The organism is Pseudomonas sp. LJDD11 (assembly GCF_024584215.1).
Classification (GTDB): Bacteria; Pseudomonadota; Gammaproteobacteria; order Pseudomonadales; family Pseudomonadaceae; genus Aquipseudomonas.
This window is the reverse complement of sequence record NZ_JANJFL010000016.1, coordinates 117718-137587: the sequence shown is the minus strand read 5'-3', so window position 1 is coordinate 137587 and position 19870 is coordinate 117718. Positions and strand designations below refer to the sequence as shown.

17 protein-coding genes and 1 pseudogene are annotated in these 19870 nt (G+C 60.5%); 3 read left to right on the top strand and 15 right to left on the bottom strand.

From position 1 onward, the window contains the following. Positions 1–218 (bottom strand): annotated as a pseudogene (locus tag NRB16_RS18785) (RNA-guided endonuclease TnpB family protein); the annotation flags it as partial. A gap of 158 nt (positions 219–376) precedes the next feature. Between NRB16_RS18785 and NRB16_RS18780 the strand changes: the two are divergent. Beyond that, a complete protein-coding gene (locus NRB16_RS18780) occupies positions 377–589 on the top strand; it encodes a hypothetical protein (RefSeq protein ID WP_253117767.1) in 213 nt (70 codons plus the stop codon). Between the two features lie 12 nt (positions 590–601). Here the strand turns inward: NRB16_RS18780 and NRB16_RS18775 are convergent, their stop codons facing one another. The 11 genes from NRB16_RS18775 to ppsA all read right to left on the bottom strand — a co-directional run bounded on the left by NRB16_RS18775 (position 602) and on the right by ppsA (position 13022). Next, positions 602–1396, bottom strand: a complete 795-nt coding sequence (locus NRB16_RS18775) for an ABC transporter ATP-binding protein (RefSeq protein WP_373568478.1) — start codon at positions 1394–1396, stop codon at positions 602–604. 3 nt (positions 1397–1399) lie between these two features. Beyond that, positions 1400–3058, bottom strand: a complete 1659-nt coding sequence (locus NRB16_RS18770) for an iron ABC transporter permease (protein WP_257106657.1) — start codon at positions 3056–3058, stop codon at positions 1400–1402. Between the two features lie 277 nt (positions 3059–3335). Then, on the bottom strand, positions 3336–4382 hold the full coding sequence (locus tag NRB16_RS18765; protein WP_045491914.1) for a Fe(3+) ABC transporter substrate-binding protein: 1047 nt from the start codon (positions 4380–4382) through the stop codon (positions 3336–3338). A 307-nt stretch (positions 4383–4689) separates the two neighbouring features. Beyond that, a complete protein-coding gene (locus NRB16_RS18760; RefSeq protein ID WP_045491917.1) occupies positions 4690–5727 on the bottom strand; it encodes an OmpA family protein in 1038 nt (345 codons plus the stop codon). A 108-nt stretch (positions 5728–5835) separates the two neighbouring features. Further along, entirely contained in the window at positions 5836–6426 is a 591-nt protein-coding gene (sigX, locus tag NRB16_RS18755) for an RNA polymerase sigma factor SigX (RefSeq protein ID WP_144403324.1), read from the bottom strand. Positions 6427–6517: 91 nt separating this feature from the next. Then, the gene (locus NRB16_RS18750) at positions 6518–7342 is read right to left on the bottom strand and encodes a mechanosensitive ion channel domain-containing protein (protein WP_045491921.1); all 825 of its coding nucleotides are present in this window, start codon (positions 7340–7342) and stop codon (positions 6518–6520) included. Between the two features lie 2 nt (positions 7343–7344). Beyond that, on the bottom strand, positions 7345–7593 hold the full coding sequence (locus NRB16_RS18745) for a hypothetical protein (RefSeq protein WP_045491924.1): 249 nt from the start codon (positions 7591–7593) through the stop codon (positions 7345–7347). Between the two features lie 156 nt (positions 7594–7749). After that, a complete protein-coding gene (locus NRB16_RS18740; protein ID WP_257106656.1) occupies positions 7750–8745 on the bottom strand; it encodes a zinc transporter ZntB in 996 nt (331 codons plus the stop codon). Between the two features lie 10 nt (positions 8746–8755). Further along, positions 8756–9244: a ribonuclease E activity regulator RraA gene (rraA, locus tag NRB16_RS18735; RefSeq protein WP_045491928.1), complete on the bottom strand. Its 489-nt coding sequence runs from the start codon at positions 9242–9244 to the stop codon at positions 8756–8758. Positions 9245–9517: 273 nt separating this feature from the next. Beyond that, positions 9518–10516, bottom strand: a complete 999-nt coding sequence (locus NRB16_RS18730; protein WP_045494861.1) for an alpha/beta fold hydrolase — start codon at positions 10514–10516, stop codon at positions 9518–9520. A 130-nt stretch (positions 10517–10646) separates the two neighbouring features. Further along, positions 10647–13022 (bottom strand): phosphoenolpyruvate synthase, encoded by a 2376-nt coding sequence (gene ppsA, locus NRB16_RS18725; RefSeq protein ID WP_045491930.1) that lies wholly within the window; start codon positions 13020–13022, stop codon positions 10647–10649. Between the two features lie 159 nt (positions 13023–13181). On the opposite strand from ppsA, the gene NRB16_RS18720 reads away from it, so the two are divergent. Both NRB16_RS18720 and yfcF read left to right on the top strand, forming a co-directional pair. Further along, positions 13182–14000, top strand: a complete 819-nt coding sequence (locus NRB16_RS18720) for a pyruvate, water dikinase regulatory protein (protein ID WP_045491931.1) — start codon at positions 13182–13184, stop codon at positions 13998–14000. 137 nt (positions 14001–14137) lie between these two features. After that, on the top strand, positions 14138–14773 hold the full coding sequence (gene yfcF / locus NRB16_RS18715; RefSeq protein ID WP_257106655.1) for a glutathione transferase: 636 nt from the start codon (positions 14138–14140) through the stop codon (positions 14771–14773). A gap of 21 nt (positions 14774–14794) precedes the next feature. On the opposite strand, the gene prpF is transcribed toward yfcF, so the two are convergent. The 3 genes from prpF to prpC form a co-directional block, all read right to left on the bottom strand. After that, positions 14795–15985, bottom strand: coding sequence for a 2-methylaconitate cis-trans isomerase PrpF (gene prpF / locus NRB16_RS18710; RefSeq protein ID WP_045491935.1), 1191 nt, complete (start codon positions 15983–15985; stop codon positions 14795–14797). 55 nt (positions 15986–16040) lie between these two features. Then, a complete protein-coding gene (gene acnD, locus NRB16_RS18705; RefSeq protein ID WP_253142332.1) occupies positions 16041–18626 on the bottom strand; it encodes a Fe/S-dependent 2-methylisocitrate dehydratase AcnD in 2586 nt (861 codons plus the stop codon). A 65-nt stretch (positions 18627–18691) separates the two neighbouring features. After that, positions 18692–19819 (bottom strand): 2-methylcitrate synthase, encoded by a 1128-nt coding sequence (gene prpC / locus NRB16_RS18700; RefSeq protein WP_257106654.1) that lies wholly within the window; start codon positions 19817–19819, stop codon positions 18692–18694. Positions 19820–19870: the final 51 nt, after the last annotated feature.

The window sequence follows — 19870 nt, the reverse complement described above, 5'->3', positions numbered from 1 at the left end:
GCCTGCACCGATTGGCTGTGCAGTCCCAGGTCTTTGCCGGCCCCGTTGGTGTACTTGTGAATGTCGAACGCCGACAGAAAACGACCACGCTCACGAATCGTGCGACTGCTCAACTCGTTTACGTAGTTCCACACAAAATTCACGGCACGAGAAGCTTCACGCAGCTGCGCTGCGTGCTTGTCTCGCACTCGAACCTTGAGGGTTTTGGTCGCTTTCATTTCAGTCATGAAATACAGAATAGGGGCGGTTTTGTGGATTTTAACCCCTATGACCGCTTCGCGGTGGCGCTTTCATCCCCCACCTGAAGGAAGGGGCTTTTCGCGCCAGCTTGGTAAAACACGGCCTCAAGAAAGTCGTGGTCCGTGACTGCAACGCCATGAACGAATTCGATGCCTGGAAATCGGCGCTGCTCGCCGATGGTGAATGCGTGGGTACCACGGTGTCGCTGCGTAACCTAAGCGATGCAATGCGCAAGGCAGGCGCCAACGGGATCGCCAAGGTCCGTTGGAACAAGGCCAGTCATGTGGTGACCTGGAGTGAACGCGCCAGGCAAAGCCAGAACACCCTGCCGCTCAGGCGCGTCGATTGACGAGCGCCCTGGCTACACCAGCAGCGGCTCCAGCTCACCGCTGAGAAATTGCTGTACGTAATCCGAAGCCGGTGCTGACCGCAGCGTAGCCGGATACGACCATTGTTCGAGCCGGCCGTCGCGCATGACCCCAATCCGGTCGGCCATGGCAAACGCCTCATCCTGGTTGTGGGTCACGATGATTGCCGTGTGGTCGGTCGCCTTGATGATCTCGCGCACCTCACTGGCCAACCGTTCGCGGGTATTCACATCCAGGTTGGAGAACGGCTCGTCGAGCAGCAGGATCTCCGGCGCGGGCGCCAATGCCCGGGCCAGCGCAACCCGTTGCTGCTGCCCCCCGGACAGCTCATGCGGATAGCGGCTGGCGACATCCGGCAGGCGCACCGCTTCAAGCATCTGCTGCACCCGCAGCAGGCGCGCCTGCTTGCTGACGCCGCGCACGCCGAAGCCGACATTCTCTGCAACCGTCAGGTGCGGGAACAAGGCGTAGTCCTGAAACATCATGCCGATGCGCCGCTCTTCCGGGGCAACGTGCACCTGTGCCGACGACAGCAGCCGACCGTCCAGGCTCAGGGCGCCTGCAAGCACCGGTTCGAAACCGGCAATCGAGCGCAGCACTGTCGACTTTCCGCAACCGGACGATCCAAGCAGGCAACCGACCTGGCCCCTGTCCAGCGTCAGAGAGAAGTCATGGATGACATTCACCCGGCCACGCGGCGTGTCATAAGCGACCCGAACCCCGGCAAGATCCAGATAGGGACGACTGGAAAGATTTTGCGCCACGCCAGAGGATTGATAAACAGGCATCAGTCAGTGTCCATAAGAGAGTTTGGTGCGGGCCAACAGCATCACAGGCAACAAGCCCGCCAGGACGATCAGGATGGCGGCGATCGCGCCTTCTTCATAAGTGCCGCGTGAGGCCTCGGCGTACAGCCGGGTGGCCAGCGTGTCGAAATCAAGCGGCCGCAGGAGCAGCGTGGCCGAGAGCTCTTTCATCGTATCGACGAACACCAGCAGTGCGCTGGCCGCCAGGGCCGGGCGCAACAGCGGTAGATGGACCCGCCGCAAGGTGGCGCCGGGGCGCTCGCCCAAGGTTCGTGCGGCATGCTCGATGGACGCAGGCACCCGGGTCAGGCCGGCTTCGACAGCACCGATCGGGATGGCCAGAAAACGAATGCAATACGCGATGATCAGCAACCCGGTCGAGCCCATCAAAAACAGCTTCTGGGTTCCCAGCAGGCCGCCGACCAGATTCTCGATCAGCATCGCCGGGGTCATCAGGCCAATGGCCAATACTGTACCGGGCAGCGCGTAGCCCAAGCTGCCGACCCTGGCGAACCCTCTGGCCGGCTGGCGCCAGGCACTTTCGCGCAGGGTTCTGCCGGCCCAGGCGATCATCAGCCCTACGGCCACGGTGATCAGCGTCGCCAGCGACGCGACCAGCAGTGTGTTGTAAAGGCTGTCGAGCAATGCACGCGACACCCCGGCCGAATGGTTAAGGCGTTTCCAGGCTTGCACACACAGGTAAGCTGCCGGGATCACAAAACCGATCAGCACCGGAACCAAGCCCAGCGACAAGGCCATCAGCGCGGCGGGCCCATGCAAGGTGCGCGGGCGCATCGGTTGCATTTTCTGGGTGTTGGCGAAGCGCTGACGAGCACGACCTTTGCGCTCGATCAGGATCAGCCCAATGATCACCACCAGCATGGTCAGGGCAATCTGCGCCGCCGCAGCCAGGTCAGAACGCGCGGTCCAGGCGGTATACACCGATACGGTAAGGGTTTTGACCCCCAGAAAACTCGACGCCCCGATGTCATTGAGGGTTTCGAGCAAGGCCAGACTCAGGCCCACCGCCCAGGCGGGCCGCGCCAGCGGCAAAACAATGCGCCGGAACACCTCCTGACGCCTGGCCCCCAACGTTCTCGCCGCCTCGATCAGGTTGGCCGCCTGGGTCAGGAACATCGCGCGCATGGTCAGATAGACATACGGGTAAAGCACAAAGCCCAGAATCAGAATCGCGCCGGTCATGTTGCGCACGTCGGGCAAGCGCCATTCGCGCGGACTGCTGTAGCCCAGCAACGCCCTGATCGATGATTGCACAGGGCCAATCGGGTGCAGCAGATCCAGGTAAGCGTACGCCATGATGTAGGTCGGCACTGCCAGCGGCAGCAAGAGCGCCCAGCCAAGCAGGGCCTTGCCTGGAAAATCATACGCGCTCAGTAACCAGGCACTGCCGACACCGAGCACGGTCACCACCACGCCGACCCCGGCCAGCAAAATCAGCGTGTCGCGCAGGGCCACAGGCACCACGTTATTGAGCAGATGCTGCCAATGGGCAACATCGCCGGCAAACGCGTGCCACAGCAGCGCGGCGACCGGAGCAATGACTATCAAGGCTGCCAGTAATGAGCCTGTCGGTGCCCACAAGCCACGTACGGCGCGGGAAAAACGCAAAGAGTAGAAATTCATCGGTCACGAGGGTATCTGAAGGGCACCTCTAAAAACTACCTGCTGGCTGGGCGCCTGCGGCGTTACGCGCGCCATCGCCGCGTTGAAAACAGGCTCACAATGCTCATTGACAGCCAGTCAACTCCGCTTGCTCGCCTTTCTTCGCCTTGCGCTGGCTGCCTCGCTTACGTTTTTAGAGATACCCTGAAGGCGACACTCACTGTTTTGAGCACCGCGTATAACAAACGCCCCTCGCCAGCCAGAAAACGGCCAGCGAGGGGCGCTGCAAACGATTACGTCAGTTGTCGAAACCGACTTTATCGACCAGTTCACTGGCCTGCTTGCGATACTTGGCCACTTCAGCCACGTTCAGCGTATCGGCTTTCAATGGCCCCAATGCAGCGATGACCGGATCGACCGCTACGCCCTCGCGAACCGGGTACTCGTAGTTGGCCTTGGCATACAGCGCCTGAGCGTCTGCCGACACCAGGTACTCAAGGAAACTGACCGCGTTATCACGGTTAGGGGCACTTTTGGCGACCGAAGCGCCGCTGATGTTAACGTGGGTACCGCCATTGGGATTGCTGGCAAAGGTCGGACGCACGACCTTGATGGCATCGCCCCAGGCGCGGTCTTCGCTGCCCGGCTTGGCGTTTTTCATGTGGCCCACGTAGTAGGCGTTGGCAATCCCCAGGTCGCAGATGCCGCCGAGGATGTCGCGCGCGACGTTGCGGTCGCCGCCGGCAGCAGGACGCGCCAGGTTCTTCTTCACCCCTTCGAGCCAGGCTTGAGTGGCGGGCACGCCGTCATGGGCAATCTTGGCCGCAATCAGCGCGGTGTTGTACGGATGCTGACCGGCGCGGATGCAGACCTTGCCTTGCCACTTAGGATCGGCCAGCTCTTCATAGGTGAACGAGGTGATCGGCAGATCCTTGTCGGCGTACAGCACCCGATCGCGCATCGACAGCGTGAACCACTGACCATCAGCGCCGCGCAGGTTGGCCGGGATCACCTGTTCCAGGGTTTTGGACTTGACCGGCTGGGTCACGCCACCTTCGACCAGGTCCATCAGGTTGCCAATGTCGACCGTCATCAGCACGTCAGCCGGCGAACGCTCGCCTTCGGCCTTGACCCGCTCCAGCAAGCCCTCAGAAACAAAAATGGTCTTCACCTGCACGCCGCTCTGCTGGGTGTAGGCATCGAGCAATGGCTGGATCAGCTTGGGCTCACGGGTGGTGTAAAGGTTAAGCTCTTTGGCAAACGCGCTACCCGTCGCGCCCATCGCCGCCGTGACAGCAAATACGGAGGCTGCGAGTTTTAGCACTGGGAACTTCTTGGACGACATTTTTATTTCCTTTTGTATGAAGTCTGAAACGCGTGGCATCCGCTGGCAGCGTCCGGTATGAGGCGCGTGCTGACAGGCTCCTGGCCCCCTCAAAAGGTTCGCCCGGATCGTTTTAAGAGCAAATTATAAGCATTAGCGGTTCAACCCACGGCTGGCGAATGTGTGTCAATTCATGAGTGGCCAGGCGCAACAAGCGCTTTGGCGATGAGGCTGGAAATAAGGACAAAAAAAATGCCCCGAACCTTACGGTCCGGGGCATTTTTTTGAACCAGGCTGCCAGGCAGCCGGTCCGGTAGAGGTCAGGCTATTACTTGGCCTGGGCTTCTACTTGAGCTTCTACGCGACGGTTGACTGCACGGCCAGACTCGGTGGCGTTGTCAGCAACAGGGCGCGATTCACCGTAACCAACGGACTGAACGCGGTTAGCGCCAACACCGTACTGGTTGACCAGGACCTGTTTAACAGCGCCAGCGCGACGCTCGGACAGTTTCTGGTTGTAAGCGTCAGTACCAACGGAGTCGGTGTGACCTTCAACAGTAGTGGTGGTTTGTGGGTACTGCTGCATGAAGTCAGCCAGGTTCTTGATGTCGCCGTAGCTGTCAGGCTTGACAACCGACTTGTCGAAGTCGAACTTCACGTCCAGCTCAACGCGAACGACTTCGGCAACAGCCGGGCAGCCATCAGCGTCAACAGTAACGTTGGCAGGAGTGTCTGGGCACTTGTCGACGTTGTCGCAAACGCCGTCGTTGTCGCTGTCGGAGCAGACTTCAGCAACTGGTGCTGGAGCAGGGGCTGCGGCTGGCTTGCTGCCGCCACCGAAGTTCACACCGATACCGACGCTTGGTGCCCACTCGGTGTCACCCTGGTCGATGTTGTACTGAGCTTCAACGCCGGCACGGGCGTAGAAGTTGTCAGTGAAGTACAGCTTGGCACCAGCGCCCAGGTTGGCGAAGGTGGAGCCGTTACGACCACCACGGCCGGTCTGGCCGATGCTCTGGTCGGAGAAACCTGCCGAAACGTAAGGACGCAGCATGTCGCCTGGGTTGTTGAAGTGGTACAGAGCGTCCAGGGCGGTGTTGGAGCCCTTGATGTTCTTGCCATCTTCGCCACGAACGTTGTGAACTTCGTCGTAGCCCAGACGCAGTTCAACGTCGTCGGTCAGGAAGTAACCGATCGAGCCGCCGAACAGGTTGCCGTCATTTTTGAAGTCACGCTGGCTGTCGTAATATTCTTTTTTGGCAAAGCCTTCGATTTCGACTGCGCCTTGACCCTGTGCCAGCGCGCCGAACGAAGTTGCGGCAACGATAGTACCAATGGCCAAGCCCAAGGTGTTTTTCAGTTTCATCCGTTAAATCCCCATCTGGTGATGTGTGAAGCGACCCCATAAAATCGGGGACAATTCGTAGGCAAGTCTATCAGAACATGCCGGTTTGTTAGAGGTATTTGCGCCGGGTTAAGTTTCGGCAATACCTGCAAATTTTTCACGAAGCTTATCCAAAGCCCGCTTGTAGCGCATTTTCGTTGCGCTCAAGCCCATGTGCATGATGTCTGCGATCTCCTGGAATTCCAGCTCTGCGACAAAGCGCAGCACCAGAATTTCCCGATCGATCGGGTTGACGTGCACAAGCCAGCGATCGAGCCCGCCCTTTTCTTCGGTCTTCGGCGTCTTGTCTTCCGACGCTTCCTCGACCGGGTCCAGGCTCAAGGCGTCCATCAAGCGACGCTTACGCCGTTCCTTGCGGTACTGAGTGATGCATTCGTTATAGGTGATGCTGTAGAGCCAGGTTTTGAATTTCGATTTACCTTCGAAATTTTTCAAGCCATACAACACCTTAAGCATCACCTCCTGACAGACATCGTCCGCGTCGCGATCGTTCCCTAAATATCGTGCGCATACGTTAAAAAGTGTCCGCTGGTAGCGACGCATCAGTTCTTCGTAGGCTCGCGTCACGTGAAACAGTTCATCATGGGCGCGCGCGACCAGCTCCTCGTCGGAGAGATCCCGTGGTTCATAGCGCAGCGATAGCGGAGAGGGTGTATTCAAAACGAGTCGTGCCGACAGTCAGGTCATAGGCCGCCATCGCCTGCGCAGGTGCAGACGATTTTTGGGCGGCACATATTAGCAAATCAGCCGCTTAACGGCTGCTTACTCGTTGTTCAAGAAGAATACGGTTGGAGAACGACACCAGCTCGCCATCATCGGTCAGCAGGGTAGTTTTCGCGGTGCCGATTTCCTCGATTTGCCCCTCGATATCGCCGACCTGAATGAACTGGCCAACCTGATAGAGCTCACGCACATAGATACCCGCCAGGATCTGCCCGGCGATTTCCCGGCTGCCCAGGCCCATCGCCAATGCTACCGCCAGACCCACCGTGATCAACACAATGACAATCACGTGGTTGAGCAGGTCGGTTTTCACTTCCAGCTGACTGATGGCAACCGAGATACTGATGATGATCACCAGACCCTGGGCAACGCGTCCCAGCCCTGCAGCATAGTCGACACCTACGCCTTCTGCTGCGCCACGTACCAGACCATTGGCCAATTGTGCCAATAAAACCCCTACCAGCAGCACCAATGCTGCGCCAAATACCTTCGGCAGGTACAGCGCAAGCATGTCCAGTGTCGCGGAAACCCGCTGCAGGCCCAGCGATTCTGCAGCCGAAACCAGAAAAATCAACAGCACGAACCAGTAGACGATTTTGCCGATCAGGGTCGAAATCGGCACTTTTACGCCGGCCCGGCTGATCAGCTTGGTCAGCCCGGTGCCGCCCATCAGGCGATCCAGACCCAACTTGGCCAGCAGCCGTGACAGTAGCGCGTCCAGCAGTTTGGCAACCACAAAGCCCAACAGCACGACAACCAGCGCGCCGAACAGGTTAGGTATGAAGTTAGCAATTTTGGTCCACAACGCAGTCATTGCGGTCACGAGACTCTGGGTCCAGAGATCCAATTCCATGTTCAATCAGCCTTATCGACAGGGCGAGCATTAGGTTTGGCACGACGCGAAACCGGGGAAACGTGGGCACTGCCGCTGTTCACGGCAATCATCATGGCTTGCGTCCAGCGGCCCAGCAGACCGAACAGCACGCCCGCACCGACCTGGCGGTTGGCGGTTTTCAGGACACGGCCCAGACAGGCATCGTCGTCGCGCACGGAGGACGACGCCTTGAGCATGTCACGCAGTGATTCTTCGAACGGATCGTGCATCGGACACCTCATCGCAATGTCACACAGAGACGAGACCTTGGGTCAACGAGTCACAAACCGCTTGCAGGCCACATCCGGCCGCTGCAACTGGCAACTACCCTACCCCAGGCTTGCTGACCGCCGGCTGTCGGCAACACCGATATTACCGGCTGCCCGTCACAACCAGCGAAGACGCCGGTACAGCCACCACTGCCCCACCGCCAGCGCCACGATCAGTGCGCAGGCAATCAGAAACCCCTGCGAATTGTCCGCCCCTGGAATGCCACCGACGTTGATGCCGAGCAGGCCGGTCAGAAAACTCAGCGGCAGAAAGATTCCGGTGATCACGCCGAAGCGGTACATGGTGCGGTTCATTCGCTCGCTCAAACGCCGGTCTTCGGCATCAAGCAGCAGCCCGACGCGCTCGCGGGTCAGCTCCAGTTCTTCAAGATAGCGGGTCATGCTGTTGTTCAGCTCGTTCCAGTAGTCGGCATCGTCGTCGACGAACCACGGCAATTTGCTACGCGACAGCTGGCCGAAGATATCCCGCTGAGGGGCCAGAAAACGCCGCAAACCGGCCGCCCGACGGCGAATCTGCAACAATTTGCCGTGGTCGGGGTTATAGCACTCGTCGGCGTCGTTCTTTTCTTCTTCCTCGTCGGTCGCCTCGCTCAGGTCGGTCACCAGGTCCTGCAACTTGTCGGTCATAAACTGCGACAACCACAGAATCAGCTCTGAAGCGGTCCGCGGGCCACGCCCCTCGAGCAACTGCTCGATCAGTTCGTCCGTGGCCCGTAGCGGTCGCAGACGCAGGGAGATGACCCGCTGAGCCGCGGCAAAAATGCGCACCGAGACCATGTCTTCCGGTTCAGCGCCTGGGTTGAGATTGACCCCGCGCAAAAACAGCAACAACTCCTGATCCGGCAACGACAACAGACGCGGCCGGGTGTTTTCTTCAAGTAACAGGTTGCAGTTGAACTCCGACAGGCCACTGTCCTGGCGCAACCAGGCGTGGGTCTGCGGATGCCCACGATCCCAGTGCAGCCACAGGCTTTGTTGCGGTTGTAACTTCAGGTCGTCAAGCTCGGTGCGGGCGATCAGCCGCGCACCGCCCTGACCATCCAGCACGAGGGCATGCACCAGCCCCCACTGCGCGTTGGCTTCATCAAACATGGAGGTTCGCTTACTCGGGCATTTGCAAGGCAGAGGCAGAAATGATCACGCCGTTGTTGTCGGCATAGAGATAGTGTCCTGGGCGGAAGGTCACACCAGCGAAAGTCACCGGCACATCGACATCGCCAACCCCACGACGTGTCGACCTCATCGGATGACTGGCCAGCGCCTGAACGCCCACGTCAGTCTGGGCAACCACATCGACGTCACGAATACAGCCGTAGATCAGCAACCCTTCCCAGCCGTTTTTGGCCGCCTGCTCGGCGAGCATGTCACCCAGCAGCGCACAACGCAGCGAGCCACCACCGTCAACCACCATCACCTTGCCTTTGCCATCCTGGGCTACCAGTTCCTTGACCCGCGAGTTGTCCTCAAAGCACTTGACGGTGACAATCTGGCCGCCGAACGAATCGCGGCCGCCAAAATTACTGAACATCGGTTCCAGCGCAGTGACCTGTTCAGGGTAGGCATCGCACAGGTCGGGGGTGATGTAGTGCATGGGGTAACTCCTGTCAGTGGAACAGCTATGGGCACCTCTAAAAACTACCTGCTGGCTGGGCGCCTGCGGCGTTACGCGCGCCATCGCTGCGTTAAAAACAGGCTCACAATGCTCATTTACAATCCGTAAACTCCGCTTGCTCGCCTGTTTTTGCCTTACGCTGGCTGCCTCGCCTACGTTTTTAGAGCCACCCTATCAGGATCAGAGCGGCAAGCTGCCGCCCTGACACGACCGTACCCAGCCGGGTGCGGTTGTGCAAGCGCCGCCAACCTTTCAGACCTGTTGCGCGACCACTTCGTGCCCTGCCACAGGCAACGACTCGCCCACCGGTTGGCGTTGCAGCCACTGCAGCACCTGCGGCCAGACTTGCTCCTGGGCCGCCTTGCTGACAACCATGCGCACGTGATCGAAGTCTTCCGTGAACCCCTGCTCGCGGCTCAGGCACAGAAACTGCCGCTGCGCTGAACCAAAACGCTCCAGCAGCAAACGGCAGGCCCAGGGCGGATCCTGATGATCGCCAGCGGCGGCCACGGCCAGCACCGGCACGCGCACCTCAGCCAGGCCGCTCCACCAGTTATTGTTGCGTTCGCCAAAACGGCCGAACAAGCCGTGCCAGCGCATGCTTTCCAGCGCCACGCCAATTGGCTCATCCTCCGGGCCACGCTTGAAACGTGAACCGGAAATGTGTTCGAACGGTTTGAGCAGCAGCCTTCCGGACCACTGCACCGGTGGCAGTTTCAGCGGCCAGTAAGTACGGCTGACCTGACTGCCGAACAGCGCCACCGAGGCCGCACTGTCCTGATCCAGATACTGCCCGCCAAGCGCCGCCGCCAGGGTCGTGCCGCCCAGCGAGTGACCGATCCAGTGCGGTATCTGAGCACTGAGTTCCTTGACGAAGCTGGCGATCGCCGGCAGGTCATAGCGGGCGTAATCCGCGACCCGGTTGTAGCGGTAGCGCTGGTTGCGTACCGACAACCCGTGACCGCGCATTTCCGGAATCCACACATCAAAACCGGCCCGTGCCAGATAAGGCCCAAGACCAACCCCCTTGGGCGAATACCAGAAGCGTCGGTTGGAAAAGCTGCCATGGAGCAGAATCACCGGTGTGCCCCGCACCTCGGGGCCATCGACCCGCCCCAGCCGGGTCACGACCAGTTCCACACTGGAGTCGGGGCTGTTGCCCGGTTTGAGCCGATAGACGTCCTCGACCAGATCGCCACGACGCTCGGCGCTCATCAGGGCAACGGGAAAAAGAGAGCTGCTGCTTTGCATAATGTTCTTGATCGGTGAGACAAAATGACGGGAAAAGCGATCGTAAAAAAAGGCGGCCTCCGAGAGCACCGCCTTTTCCCAACGAGTCCTGAACCAGATAGACGGCTCAGTGGCTCACCGCATCACATCATCAGGCCTGATCCTGACCTTCCGCGAGGAAGAACCAGGTCTCCAGTACCGAATCAGGGTTGAGCGAAACACTCTCGATGCCCTGCTCCATCAGCCAGCGGGCCAGATCCGGGTGGTCCGAAGGACCCTGACCGCAGATGCCGATGTACTTGCCAGCCTTGTTACAAGCCTGGATAGCATTGGACAGCAGCTTCTTGACCGCCGGGTTGCGCTCGTCGAACAGGTGCGCGATGACGCCGGAGTCGCGGTCCAGCCCCAGGGTCAACTGGGTCAGGTCGTTGGAGCCGATCGAGAAACCATCGAAATACTCAAGAAACTCCTCGGCAAGAATGGCGTTGGATGGCAGCTCGCACATCATGATGATGCGCAGGCCGTTCTCGCCACGCTTGAGGCCATTGGCCGCCAGCAGCTCGATCACTTGGCTGGCTTCGCCCAGGGTACGGACGAACGGCACCATGATCTCGACGTTGGTCAGGCCCATGTCTTCACGCACGCGCTTGAGGGCACGGCACTCCAGCTCGAAGCAGTCGCGGAAGTTCTCGCTGATGTAGCGCGAAGCACCACGGAAGCCCAGCATCGGGTTCTCTTCTTCAGGCTCGTAAAGCTTGCCGCCGATCAGGTTGGCGTACTCGTTGGACTTGAAGTCCGACAGGCGCACGATGACCTTTTTCGGGGTAAAGGCGGCGGCCAGGGTGCTGATGCCTTCAACCAGCTTGTCGACGTAGAAGCTCACCGGGTCGCTGTAGCCCGCTACCCGCTTGTCGACGCTGTCCTTGATGTCGGCCGGCAGGTCGGCATAGTTGAGCAACGCCTTGGGGTGCACGCCGATCATGCGGTTGATGATGAACTCCAGACGCGCCAGGCCCACACCTTCGTTAGGCAACTGAGCGAAGTCAAAGGCACGGTCGGGGTTACCGACGTTCATCATGATCTTGAACGGCAGCTCAGGCATGGCATCGACCGAGTTGGTCTTGATGTCAAAGCCCAGTTCGCCTTCGAAGATAAAGCCGGTATCGCCCTCGGCGCAGGAAACGGTCACGCCCTGGCCCTCCTTGAGCAGTTGGGTCGCGTTGCCGCAACCGACCACTGCCGGAATACCCAGCTCACGAGCGATGATCGCCGCGTGGCAGGTACGGCCACCACGGTTGGTGACGATGGCGCTGGCGCGCTTCATCACCGGCTCCCAGTCCGGGTCGGTCATGTCGGAAACCAGCACGTCACCGACCTGAACCCGATCCATCTCGGAGACATCCTTGATGATCCGCACCTTGCCGGCACCGATGCGCTGGCCAATGGCACGGCCTTCGACCAGCACGTTGCCTTTTTCCTGAAGCAGGTAGCGCTCCATGACGTTGGCGTTGCTGCGGCTCTTCACGGTCTCGGGACGCGCCTGGACGATATACAGCTTGCCGTCGTCACCGTCCTTGGCCCACTCGATGTCCATCGGCGCCTTGTAGTGCTTCTCGATGATCACCGCCTGTTTGGCAAGCTCGGTGACTTCGGCTTCGGTCAGGCAGAAACGGGCACGATCAGCGGCATCGACGTCAACGGTTTTCACCGAACGGCCGGCCTTGGCTTCATCGCCGTAGACCATCTTGATCGCTTTGCTGCCCAGATTGCGGCGCAGCAACGCAGGCCGGCCAGCGGCCAGGGTGTCTTTGTGGACGTAGAACTCGTCAGGGTTGACCGCCCCCTGCACCACGGTTTCACCCAGGCCGTAAGCGCCGGTAATGAACACCACGTCACGGAATCCGGATTCGGTATCGAGGGTGAACATCACCCCGGCGGTACCGGTTTCCGAACGGACCATGCGCTGCACGCCCGCCGACAGGGCAACCAGCTTGTGGTCGAAGCCCTGGTGAACGCGGTAGGAAATGGCCCGGTCGTTGAACAGCGAGGCAAAAACTTCCTTGGCCGCACGGATCACGTTGTCCACGCCACGGATGTTGAGGAAGGTTTCCTGCTGGCCGGCGAACGACGCGTCAGGCAAGTCTTCAGCGGTGGCCGAAGAACGCACGGCCACAGCCAGGTTGGGGTTACCGGCCGACAGGGCAGCGAAAGCCTCACGGATTTCAGTGTTCAGGCGCTCGGGGAATTCGGCTTCCATGATCCATTGGCGAATCTGGGCACCAGTTTTGGCCAGGGCATTGACGTCATCGACGTCCAAAGCATCCAGAGCAGCGTGGATCTGATCGTTCAGACCACTCTGCTCAAGGAAATCACGGTAGGCCTGGGCCGTGGTGGCAAAGCCACCAGGTACCGAAACGCCAGCACCGGCGAGGTTGCTGATCATTTCGCCTAGGGATGCGTTCTTGCCTCCCACGTGCTCCACATCATGGACGCCGAGCTTATCGAGGGAAACTACGTACTCTACCAAGGTGATCTCTCCACTAACTGTTATGCGTTGTTCGGAAAAGCTCATGTGCCCGGGCGCTTGTGGCCCAAGCCTGGAAAAAGCGAGAATGCGGGCCATCAGGGCCAGCAAACGCGCCTATCATATCCAAGAATCGTCATCAGCTTAAGGCTAACGTCGCAAATGAAACGATCCGCGTTCTTTATCTCCGACGGCACAGGCATCACCGCCGAGACCCTGGGGCAAAGCCTGTTGGCGCAATTTGAAAACACGCCGTTCAACAAGTTCACCCGGCCGTATATCGACAGCGTCGAAAAAGCCCGGGCCATGGTCCTGCAAATCAATCAGGCCGCTGAACGCGACGAAGCCCGACCGATCATTTTCGACACCATCGTCAACCAGGAAATACGCGAGATTCTGGCCACCTCAAATGGCTTCATGATCGACATTTTCTCGACCTTTCTCGCCCCGCTGGAACAAGAGCTTAGTTCACACTCCTCGTACTCGGTGGGCAAGTCGCACTCCATTGGTCAACACTCCAATTACATGGAACGCATCGAGGCGGTGAACTTCGCGCTCGACAACGACGACGGCGCCCGCACGCATTATTACGACAAGGCCGACATCATTCTGGTGGGCGTGTCGCGCTGCGGTAAAACCCCGACGTGCCTGTACATGGCCATGCAGTTCGGTATCCGCGCAGCCAACTATCCGCTGACCGAAGACGACATGGAGCGCCTGCAGCTGCCCGCCGCACTGAAGAACCATCGCAACAAGCTGTTCGGCCTGACCATCGACCCTGACCGGCTGACTGCAATCCGCCATGAACGCAAACCCAACAGCCGTTATGCCAGCTACGCACAGTGCGAGTTTGAAGTGCGCGAAGTCGAGAACCTGTTCCGCCGTGAAAACATCCCGAACCTCAACTCCACGCACTTCTCTGTGGAAGAGATCTCGGCCAAGGTGCTGGTGGAAAAAGGCGTTGAAAGACGCTTCAAGTAAGCAATGGGCGCGACACTATGCCGCAACCGGCGAGTCACTCTGATATTCCTGCCAGGAATGGCGGCATAGAAATTCAGAATTTTATTTATAGGTGACGCTCGCTTAGTGTGGACTCCCAAGTCATAAGGAGATGCCCCGTGAGCAACGACCACCTGCTGCTATATGTCGACAGCCATTACACCAGCCCATGGGCTTTGGCTGTTTTCGTGACATTGCGTGAGAAGCACCTGCCCTTCTCGTTGCGTACGCTCGATTTGGACCGCGGCGATCATCAGGCGCCAGACTACATAGACCTGTCGCTGACCCGCCGCGTCCCGACGCTGGTGCAGGGCGATTTTGCGCTCTCGGAATCCTCGGCAGTCATTGAGTACCTGGAAGACAGCTTCGCTGAACGCCCGGTATTGCCCACCGATCGTCAGTTGCGTGCCAAGGCACGGCAGATTCAGGCCTGGCTGCGCAGTGACCTGCTGCCCATTCGCCAGGAGCGCTCAACCCTGGTGGTGTTCTACAGCCAGAAAGTCGCCGCCCCGTTGTCAGCCAATGCGCAGGCTGCGGCCGACAAGCTGATCAAGGCCGCCCAGAGCCTGCTGGCCGATGGCCGGGAGTACCTGTTCGGAAACTGGTCGATTGTCGACGTGGAACTGGCGGTCACCCTCAACCGCCTGATCCTTAACGGCGACCCGGTGCCTCAGGCGCTGGTGGAGTACACCAGCCGCCAGTGGCAGCATCCGGCTGTGCAGGAGTGGCTCAACCTGCAGCGGCCCGCGCTGTAGCGGCTGCCAGGCTTGCGCGACTTAAGCCGCTCCCGCCGGCACCCGCACCCAGCCTTCCATCAACACCCTCGCGCTGCGGCTCATGATGGCCTTGGTCACCTGCCACTGGCCGTCGACCTCGACAGCCTCGGCACCGACCCGCAAGGTGCCGGACGGATGACCGAAACGCACCGCCTGGCGCGGCTGGCCGCCGGCGGCCAGGTTCACCAGGGTGCCGGGCACCGCCGCTGCGGTGCCGATGGCCACGGCCGCAGTGCCCATCATCGCGTGGTGCAGCTTGCCCATCGACACGGCCCGCACCAGCAGGTCGATGTCCTGGGCGCGGACGGTTTTACCACTGGAGGCGCTGTAGTCCGCCGGCGGTGCCACGAAAGCCACCTTGGGGGTGTGCTGGCGCTGCGCCGCTTCGCTGAGCTGACTGATCAGGCCCATGCGCAGCGCGCCTTCGGCACGGATGCTTTCCAGCAACGCCAGAGCCTTGGGGTCAGCGTTGATATCGACCTGCAACTCGGTGCCGCTGTAGCCCAGATCCTGGGCATTGATGAACACCGTGGGAATACCGGCGTTGATCAAGGTGGCGTTAAGACTGCCCAGCCCCGGAATCTGCAACTCGTCGACCCGGTTACCGGTGGGAAACATCGAACCGCCCTCGCCGTCTTCATCGGCGGCCGGATCGAGAAACTCCAGCTGCACCTCAGCCGCCGGGAAGGTAACCCCATCGAGTTCGAAGTCACCGGTTTCCTGCACCAGGCCTGCGCTGATCGGAATATGGGCAATGATGGTCTTGCCAATATTGGCCTGCCAGATCCGCACGATGGCCACGCCGTCATGGGGGATACGGCCCGGCTCGACCAGCCCGCTGCTGATCGCGAAGGCCCCCACCGCAGCAGAAAGATTGCCGCAGTTACCGCTCCAGTCGACGAAGGGTTTGTCGATCGCCACCTGACCGAACAGGTAATCGACGTCGTGGCCCTCGCGCTGGCTGCGCGAGAGGATCACCGTCTTGCTGGTGCTGGAGGTCGCCCCGCCCATGCCGTCGATCTGTTTTTCATAGGGGTCGGGGCTGCCGATTACCCGCAGCAGCAGCGCGTCGCGGGCCGGCCCTGCCACCTGCGCCGCTTGCGGCAGGTCATCAAGGACGAAAAACACCCCCTTGCTGGTGCCGCCGCGCATGTAGGTGGCGGGAATTCTGAGTTGCGCCGGATGAGCCATCAACAGGTCTCCTGAAATCGTGGCGGATTTGTCCGCGAAACATTACAACCGGGCATCAAGCCACCTCGCCGGCCAGGAAATCCTGGGCAAAACGCTGCAATACCCCGCCTGCCTCGTAGATCGACACTTCTTCAGCGGTATCCAGACGACAGGTCATCGGCACCTCAAGGCGCTCGCCGTTACGCCGGGTAATCACCAGGGTAAGGGTCGCCCGCGGCGTACGCTCACCCACCACGTCGAACACTTCAGAACCGTCGATGCCCAGGGTCAGACGGTTGGTGCCGGGTTTGAACTCCAGCGGCAGCACCCCCATGCCCACCAGGTTGGTGCGGTGGATACGCTCGAAACCCTCGGCTGCGATGGCCTCGACGCCAGCCAGGCGCACCCCCTTGGCGGCCCAGTCGCGAGACGAGCCCTGACCATAGTCGGCGCCGGCGATGATGATCAACGGCTGCTTGCGCTGCATGTAGGTTTCGATGGCCTCCCACATGCGGGTGACCTGGCCTTGCGGCTCGATACGCGCCAGCGAGCCTTTCTGGACCTTGCCGTCCACCACCGCCATTTCGTTGACCAGTTGCGGGTTGGCGAACGTTGCCCGCTGCGCGGTCAGGTGATCGCCGCGGTGCGTCGCATAAGAGTTGAAGTCCTCTTCCGGCAGGCCCATTTTCGCCAGATATTCACCCGCCGCGCTGCTGGCCATAATGGCGTTGGACGGCGACAGGTGGTCGGTGGTGATGTTGTCAGGCAACACCGCCAGCGGGCGCATGCCCTTGAGGGTGCGTTCGCCGGCCAGCGCCCCCTCCCAGTAAGGCGGGCGACGAATATAGGTACTCATCGGCCGCCAGTCGTACAACGGCGCGACTGCGGTTTGATCCGCCTCAATGGCGAACATCGGGATGTAGACCTGGCGGAACTGCTCGGGTTTGACCGAGGCGCGCACCACAGCGTCGATTTCCTCGTCGCTGGGCCAGATGTCCTTGAGGCGAATGTCCTTGCCGTCGGCCACCCCCAGCACGTCGTTCTCGATATCGAAACGGATCGTCCCGGCGATGGCATAGGCAACCACCAGCGGCGGCGACGCCAGAAAGGCCTGCTTTGCGTAAGGGTGGATACGCCCGTCAAAGTTGCGATTGCCGGACAACACCGCCGTGGCATACAGGTCACGGTCAATGATTTCCTGCTGGATCTGCGGCTCCAGCGCACCGGACATACCATTGCAAGTGGTGCAGGCAAACGCCACCACGCCAAAACCGAGTTGCTCCAGTTCGGATGTGAGCCCGGCCTCGTCCAGATACAGCGCCACTGTTTTGGAGCCCGGCGCCAGGGAGGATTTGACCCACGGTTTGCGGGTCAGCCCCAGCCGGTTGGCGTTACGCGCCAGCAGCCCGGCCGCGATGACATTGCGCGGGTTGCTGGTATTGGTGCAACTGGTGATCGCGGCGATGATCACCGCGCCATCGGGCATCTGCCCCGGCACTTGCTGCCAGGCACTGGCAATACCCTTGGCGGCCAGATCAGTGGTCGCGACCCGCGCATGAGGGTTGGAGGGGCCGGCCATGCTGCGCACCACACTGGACAAATCGAAGCTCAATACCCGCTCGTACTGCACCTCGGCCAGGCTGTCGGACCACAGGCCGGCAATCTTCGCGTAGTGCTCGACCAGTTGCACTTGCTGTTCTTCACGCCCCGTGAGGCGCAAATAGTCCAGCGTCTGCTGATCGATGGAGAACATCGCAGCGGTGGCGCCATATTCCGGTGCCATATTGGAGATGGTCGCGCGGTCGCCCAGCGTCAGGCTGGAGGCACCGGCGCCGTAAAATTCCAGATACGCACCGACCACCTTTTGCTGGCGCAGGTATTGGGTCAGGGCCAGCACCACATCGGTGGCAGTAATGCCCGGCTGACGGCTGCCAGTCAGTTCGACACCGATGATGTCCGGCAAGCGCATCCATGACGCACGGCCCAGCATCACATTCTCGGCCTCCAGACCACCGACGCCAATGGCGATCACCCCCAGGGCATCGACGTGCGGCGTGTGGCTGTCGGTGCCGACCAGGGTGTCGGGGAACGCCACACCGTCAAGCACCTGCACCACCGGCGACATTTTCTCCAGATTGATCTGATGCATGATGCCGTTGCCGGGCGGGATCACCTCGACGTTCTTGAACGCCTTTTTGGTCCAGTCAATGAAGTGGAAGCGATCCTCGTTGCGGCGGTCCTCGATGGCACGGTTCTTTTCGAACGCCTGCGGGTCATAGCCGCCGCATTCCACGGCCAGCGAATGGTCGACGATCAGTTGCACCGGCACCACCGGGTTGACCCGCGCCGGGTCACCGCCCTGATCAGCGATCGCATCGCGCAGCCCGGCCAGATCCACCAGTGCGGTCTGGCCGAGGATGTCATGACACACCACCCGTGCCGGGAACCACGGGAAATCCAGGTCGCGGCGACGCTCGATCAATTGGCTCAATGACGCACGGAGGCTGGCTGGCGCGCAGCGGCGCAGCAGGTTTTCTGCCAGCACCCGCGAGGTGTATGGCAGCCCCGCCCAGGCACCGGGGCTGATGGCCTCCACCGCTTCACGGGCATCGAAATACTCGAGCGCGGTACCAGGCAGAGGTTTGCGGTATTGAAGATTCATGGGGCGCAGACTCGGTCACGGTAGGATTTAAGGGTGGGAGGCTCATGGTTGGCCTCCCTGCCCGTTCAGCGTTGCTCCAGCGCCACGAAAGGCCGCTGCGCGACGCCGGTATATTCCGCGCTGGGGCGGATGATGCGGTTATTGGCCCGCTGCTCGAACACATGCGCGGCCCAGCCAGTCAGCCGCGAGCAGACGAAGATCGGCGTGAACAGCTTGGTCGGGATACCCATGAAGTGGTACGCCGAAGCATGGTAGAAGTCGGCGTTGGGGAACAGCTTCTTCTCGTCCCACATGACCTTGTCAATGGCCTCGGACACCGGGAACAGCACGGTATCGCCTGCTTGCGCGGCCAGTTGCCGTGACCAGTCCTTGATCACCTCGTTGCGCGGATCCGAATCACGGTAGATCGCATGGCCAAAGCCCATGATCTTTTCTTTACGGGCCAGCATGCCGAGCGTGCCTTCAGTGGCCTCTTCTGCCGAGCCAAAGCGCTGGATCATTTCCATTGCAGCTTCGTTGGCACCGCCATGCAGCGGGCCACGCAACGTGCCGATCGCAGCCGTGACACAGGAGAACAGGTCCGACAGGGTCGAGGCACACACCCGAGCGGTAAAGGTCGAGGCATTGAATTCATGCTCGGCGTACAGAATCAACGAGACGTTCATCACTTTGCGATGCAGCTCGCTGGGGCTCTTGCCCGAGAGCAGACGCAGGAAATGGCTGGCCAGGTCCGGCTCATCGCTGCTGCAGTCGATGCGTTGAGCGTCGTGACTGAAGCGATACCAGTAGCACATGATCGCCGGAAAGGCCGCCAGCAGGCGGTCGGTGGCGGCGCGTTGCTGGTCGAAACCCTGCTCCGGCTCAAGGGTGCCGAGCATCGACGCGCCCGTGCGCATCACATCCATCGGATGGGTGCTGGCCGGGATACGCTCAAGCACTTCTTTCAAGGCTTGCGGCAGGTCGCGCAGTGTTTTCAGGCGCTGCTGGTAATCGGCCAACTGCGCCTGAGTCGGCAGTTCACCGTCCAGCAGCAGGTAAGCGACTTCCTCGAAACTGGCGCCTGCGGCCAGTTCACGTACATCGTAACCACGGTAGGTGAGCCCGGCGCCGGACTGGCCGACGGTGGACAGGGCAGTCTGGCCGGCGACCTGACCACGCAGGCCGGCGCCACTCAATACTTTTGCTTCAGCCATGACATTCTCCGGTTATCTGTTTTTTCTGGGAATGGGCAATCTTTTCGGGTT

Excerpts from the sequence above, each read along its gene's own strand:
- NRB16_RS18740 (WP_257106656.1), bottom strand. The coding sequence starts at position 8,745 with ATGTTTGATGAAGCCAACGCGCAGTGGGGGCTGGTGCATGCCCTCGTG.
- NRB16_RS18775 (WP_373568478.1), bottom strand. The coding sequence starts at position 1,396 with ATGCCTGTTTATCAATCCTCTGGCGTGGCGCAAAATCTTTCCAGTCGT.
- acnD (WP_253142332.1), bottom strand. The coding sequence starts at position 18,626 with ATGAATCTTCAATACCGCAAACCTCTGCCTGGTACCGCGCTCGAGTAT.
- NRB16_RS18770 (WP_257106657.1), bottom strand. The coding sequence starts at position 3,058 with ATGAATTTCTACTCTTTGCGTTTTTCCCGCGCCGTACGTGGCTTGTGG.
- NRB16_RS18730 (WP_045494861.1), bottom strand. The coding sequence starts at position 10,516 with ATGCAAAGCAGCAGCTCTCTTTTTCCCGTTGCCCTGATGAGCGCCGAG.
- NRB16_RS18750 (WP_045491921.1), bottom strand. The coding sequence starts at position 7,342 with ATGGAATTGGATCTCTGGACCCAGAGTCTCGTGACCGCAATGACTGCG.
- NRB16_RS18760 (WP_045491917.1), bottom strand. The coding sequence starts at position 5,727 with ATGAAACTGAAAAACACCTTGGGCTTGGCCATTGGTACTATCGTTGCC.
- NRB16_RS18745 (WP_045491924.1), bottom strand. The coding sequence starts at position 7,593 with ATGCACGATCCGTTCGAAGAATCACTGCGTGACATGCTCAAGGCGTCG.
- prpC (WP_257106654.1), bottom strand. The coding sequence starts at position 19,819 with ATGGCTGAAGCAAAAGTATTGAGTGGCGCCGGCCTGCGTGGTCAGGTC.
- NRB16_RS18765 (WP_045491914.1), bottom strand. The coding sequence starts at position 4,382 with ATGTCGTCCAAGAAGTTCCCAGTGCTAAAACTCGCAGCCTCCGTATTT.
- rraA (WP_045491928.1), bottom strand. The coding sequence starts at position 9,244 with ATGCACTACATCACCCCCGACCTGTGCGATGCCTACCCTGAACAGGTC.
- NRB16_RS18780 (WP_253117767.1), top strand. The coding sequence starts at position 377 with ATGAACGAATTCGATGCCTGGAAATCGGCGCTGCTCGCCGATGGTGAA.
- NRB16_RS18720 (WP_045491931.1), top strand. The coding sequence starts at position 13,182 with ATGAAACGATCCGCGTTCTTTATCTCCGACGGCACAGGCATCACCGCC.
- prpF (WP_045491935.1), bottom strand. The coding sequence starts at position 15,985 with ATGGCTCATCCGGCGCAACTCAGAATTCCCGCCACCTACATGCGCGGC.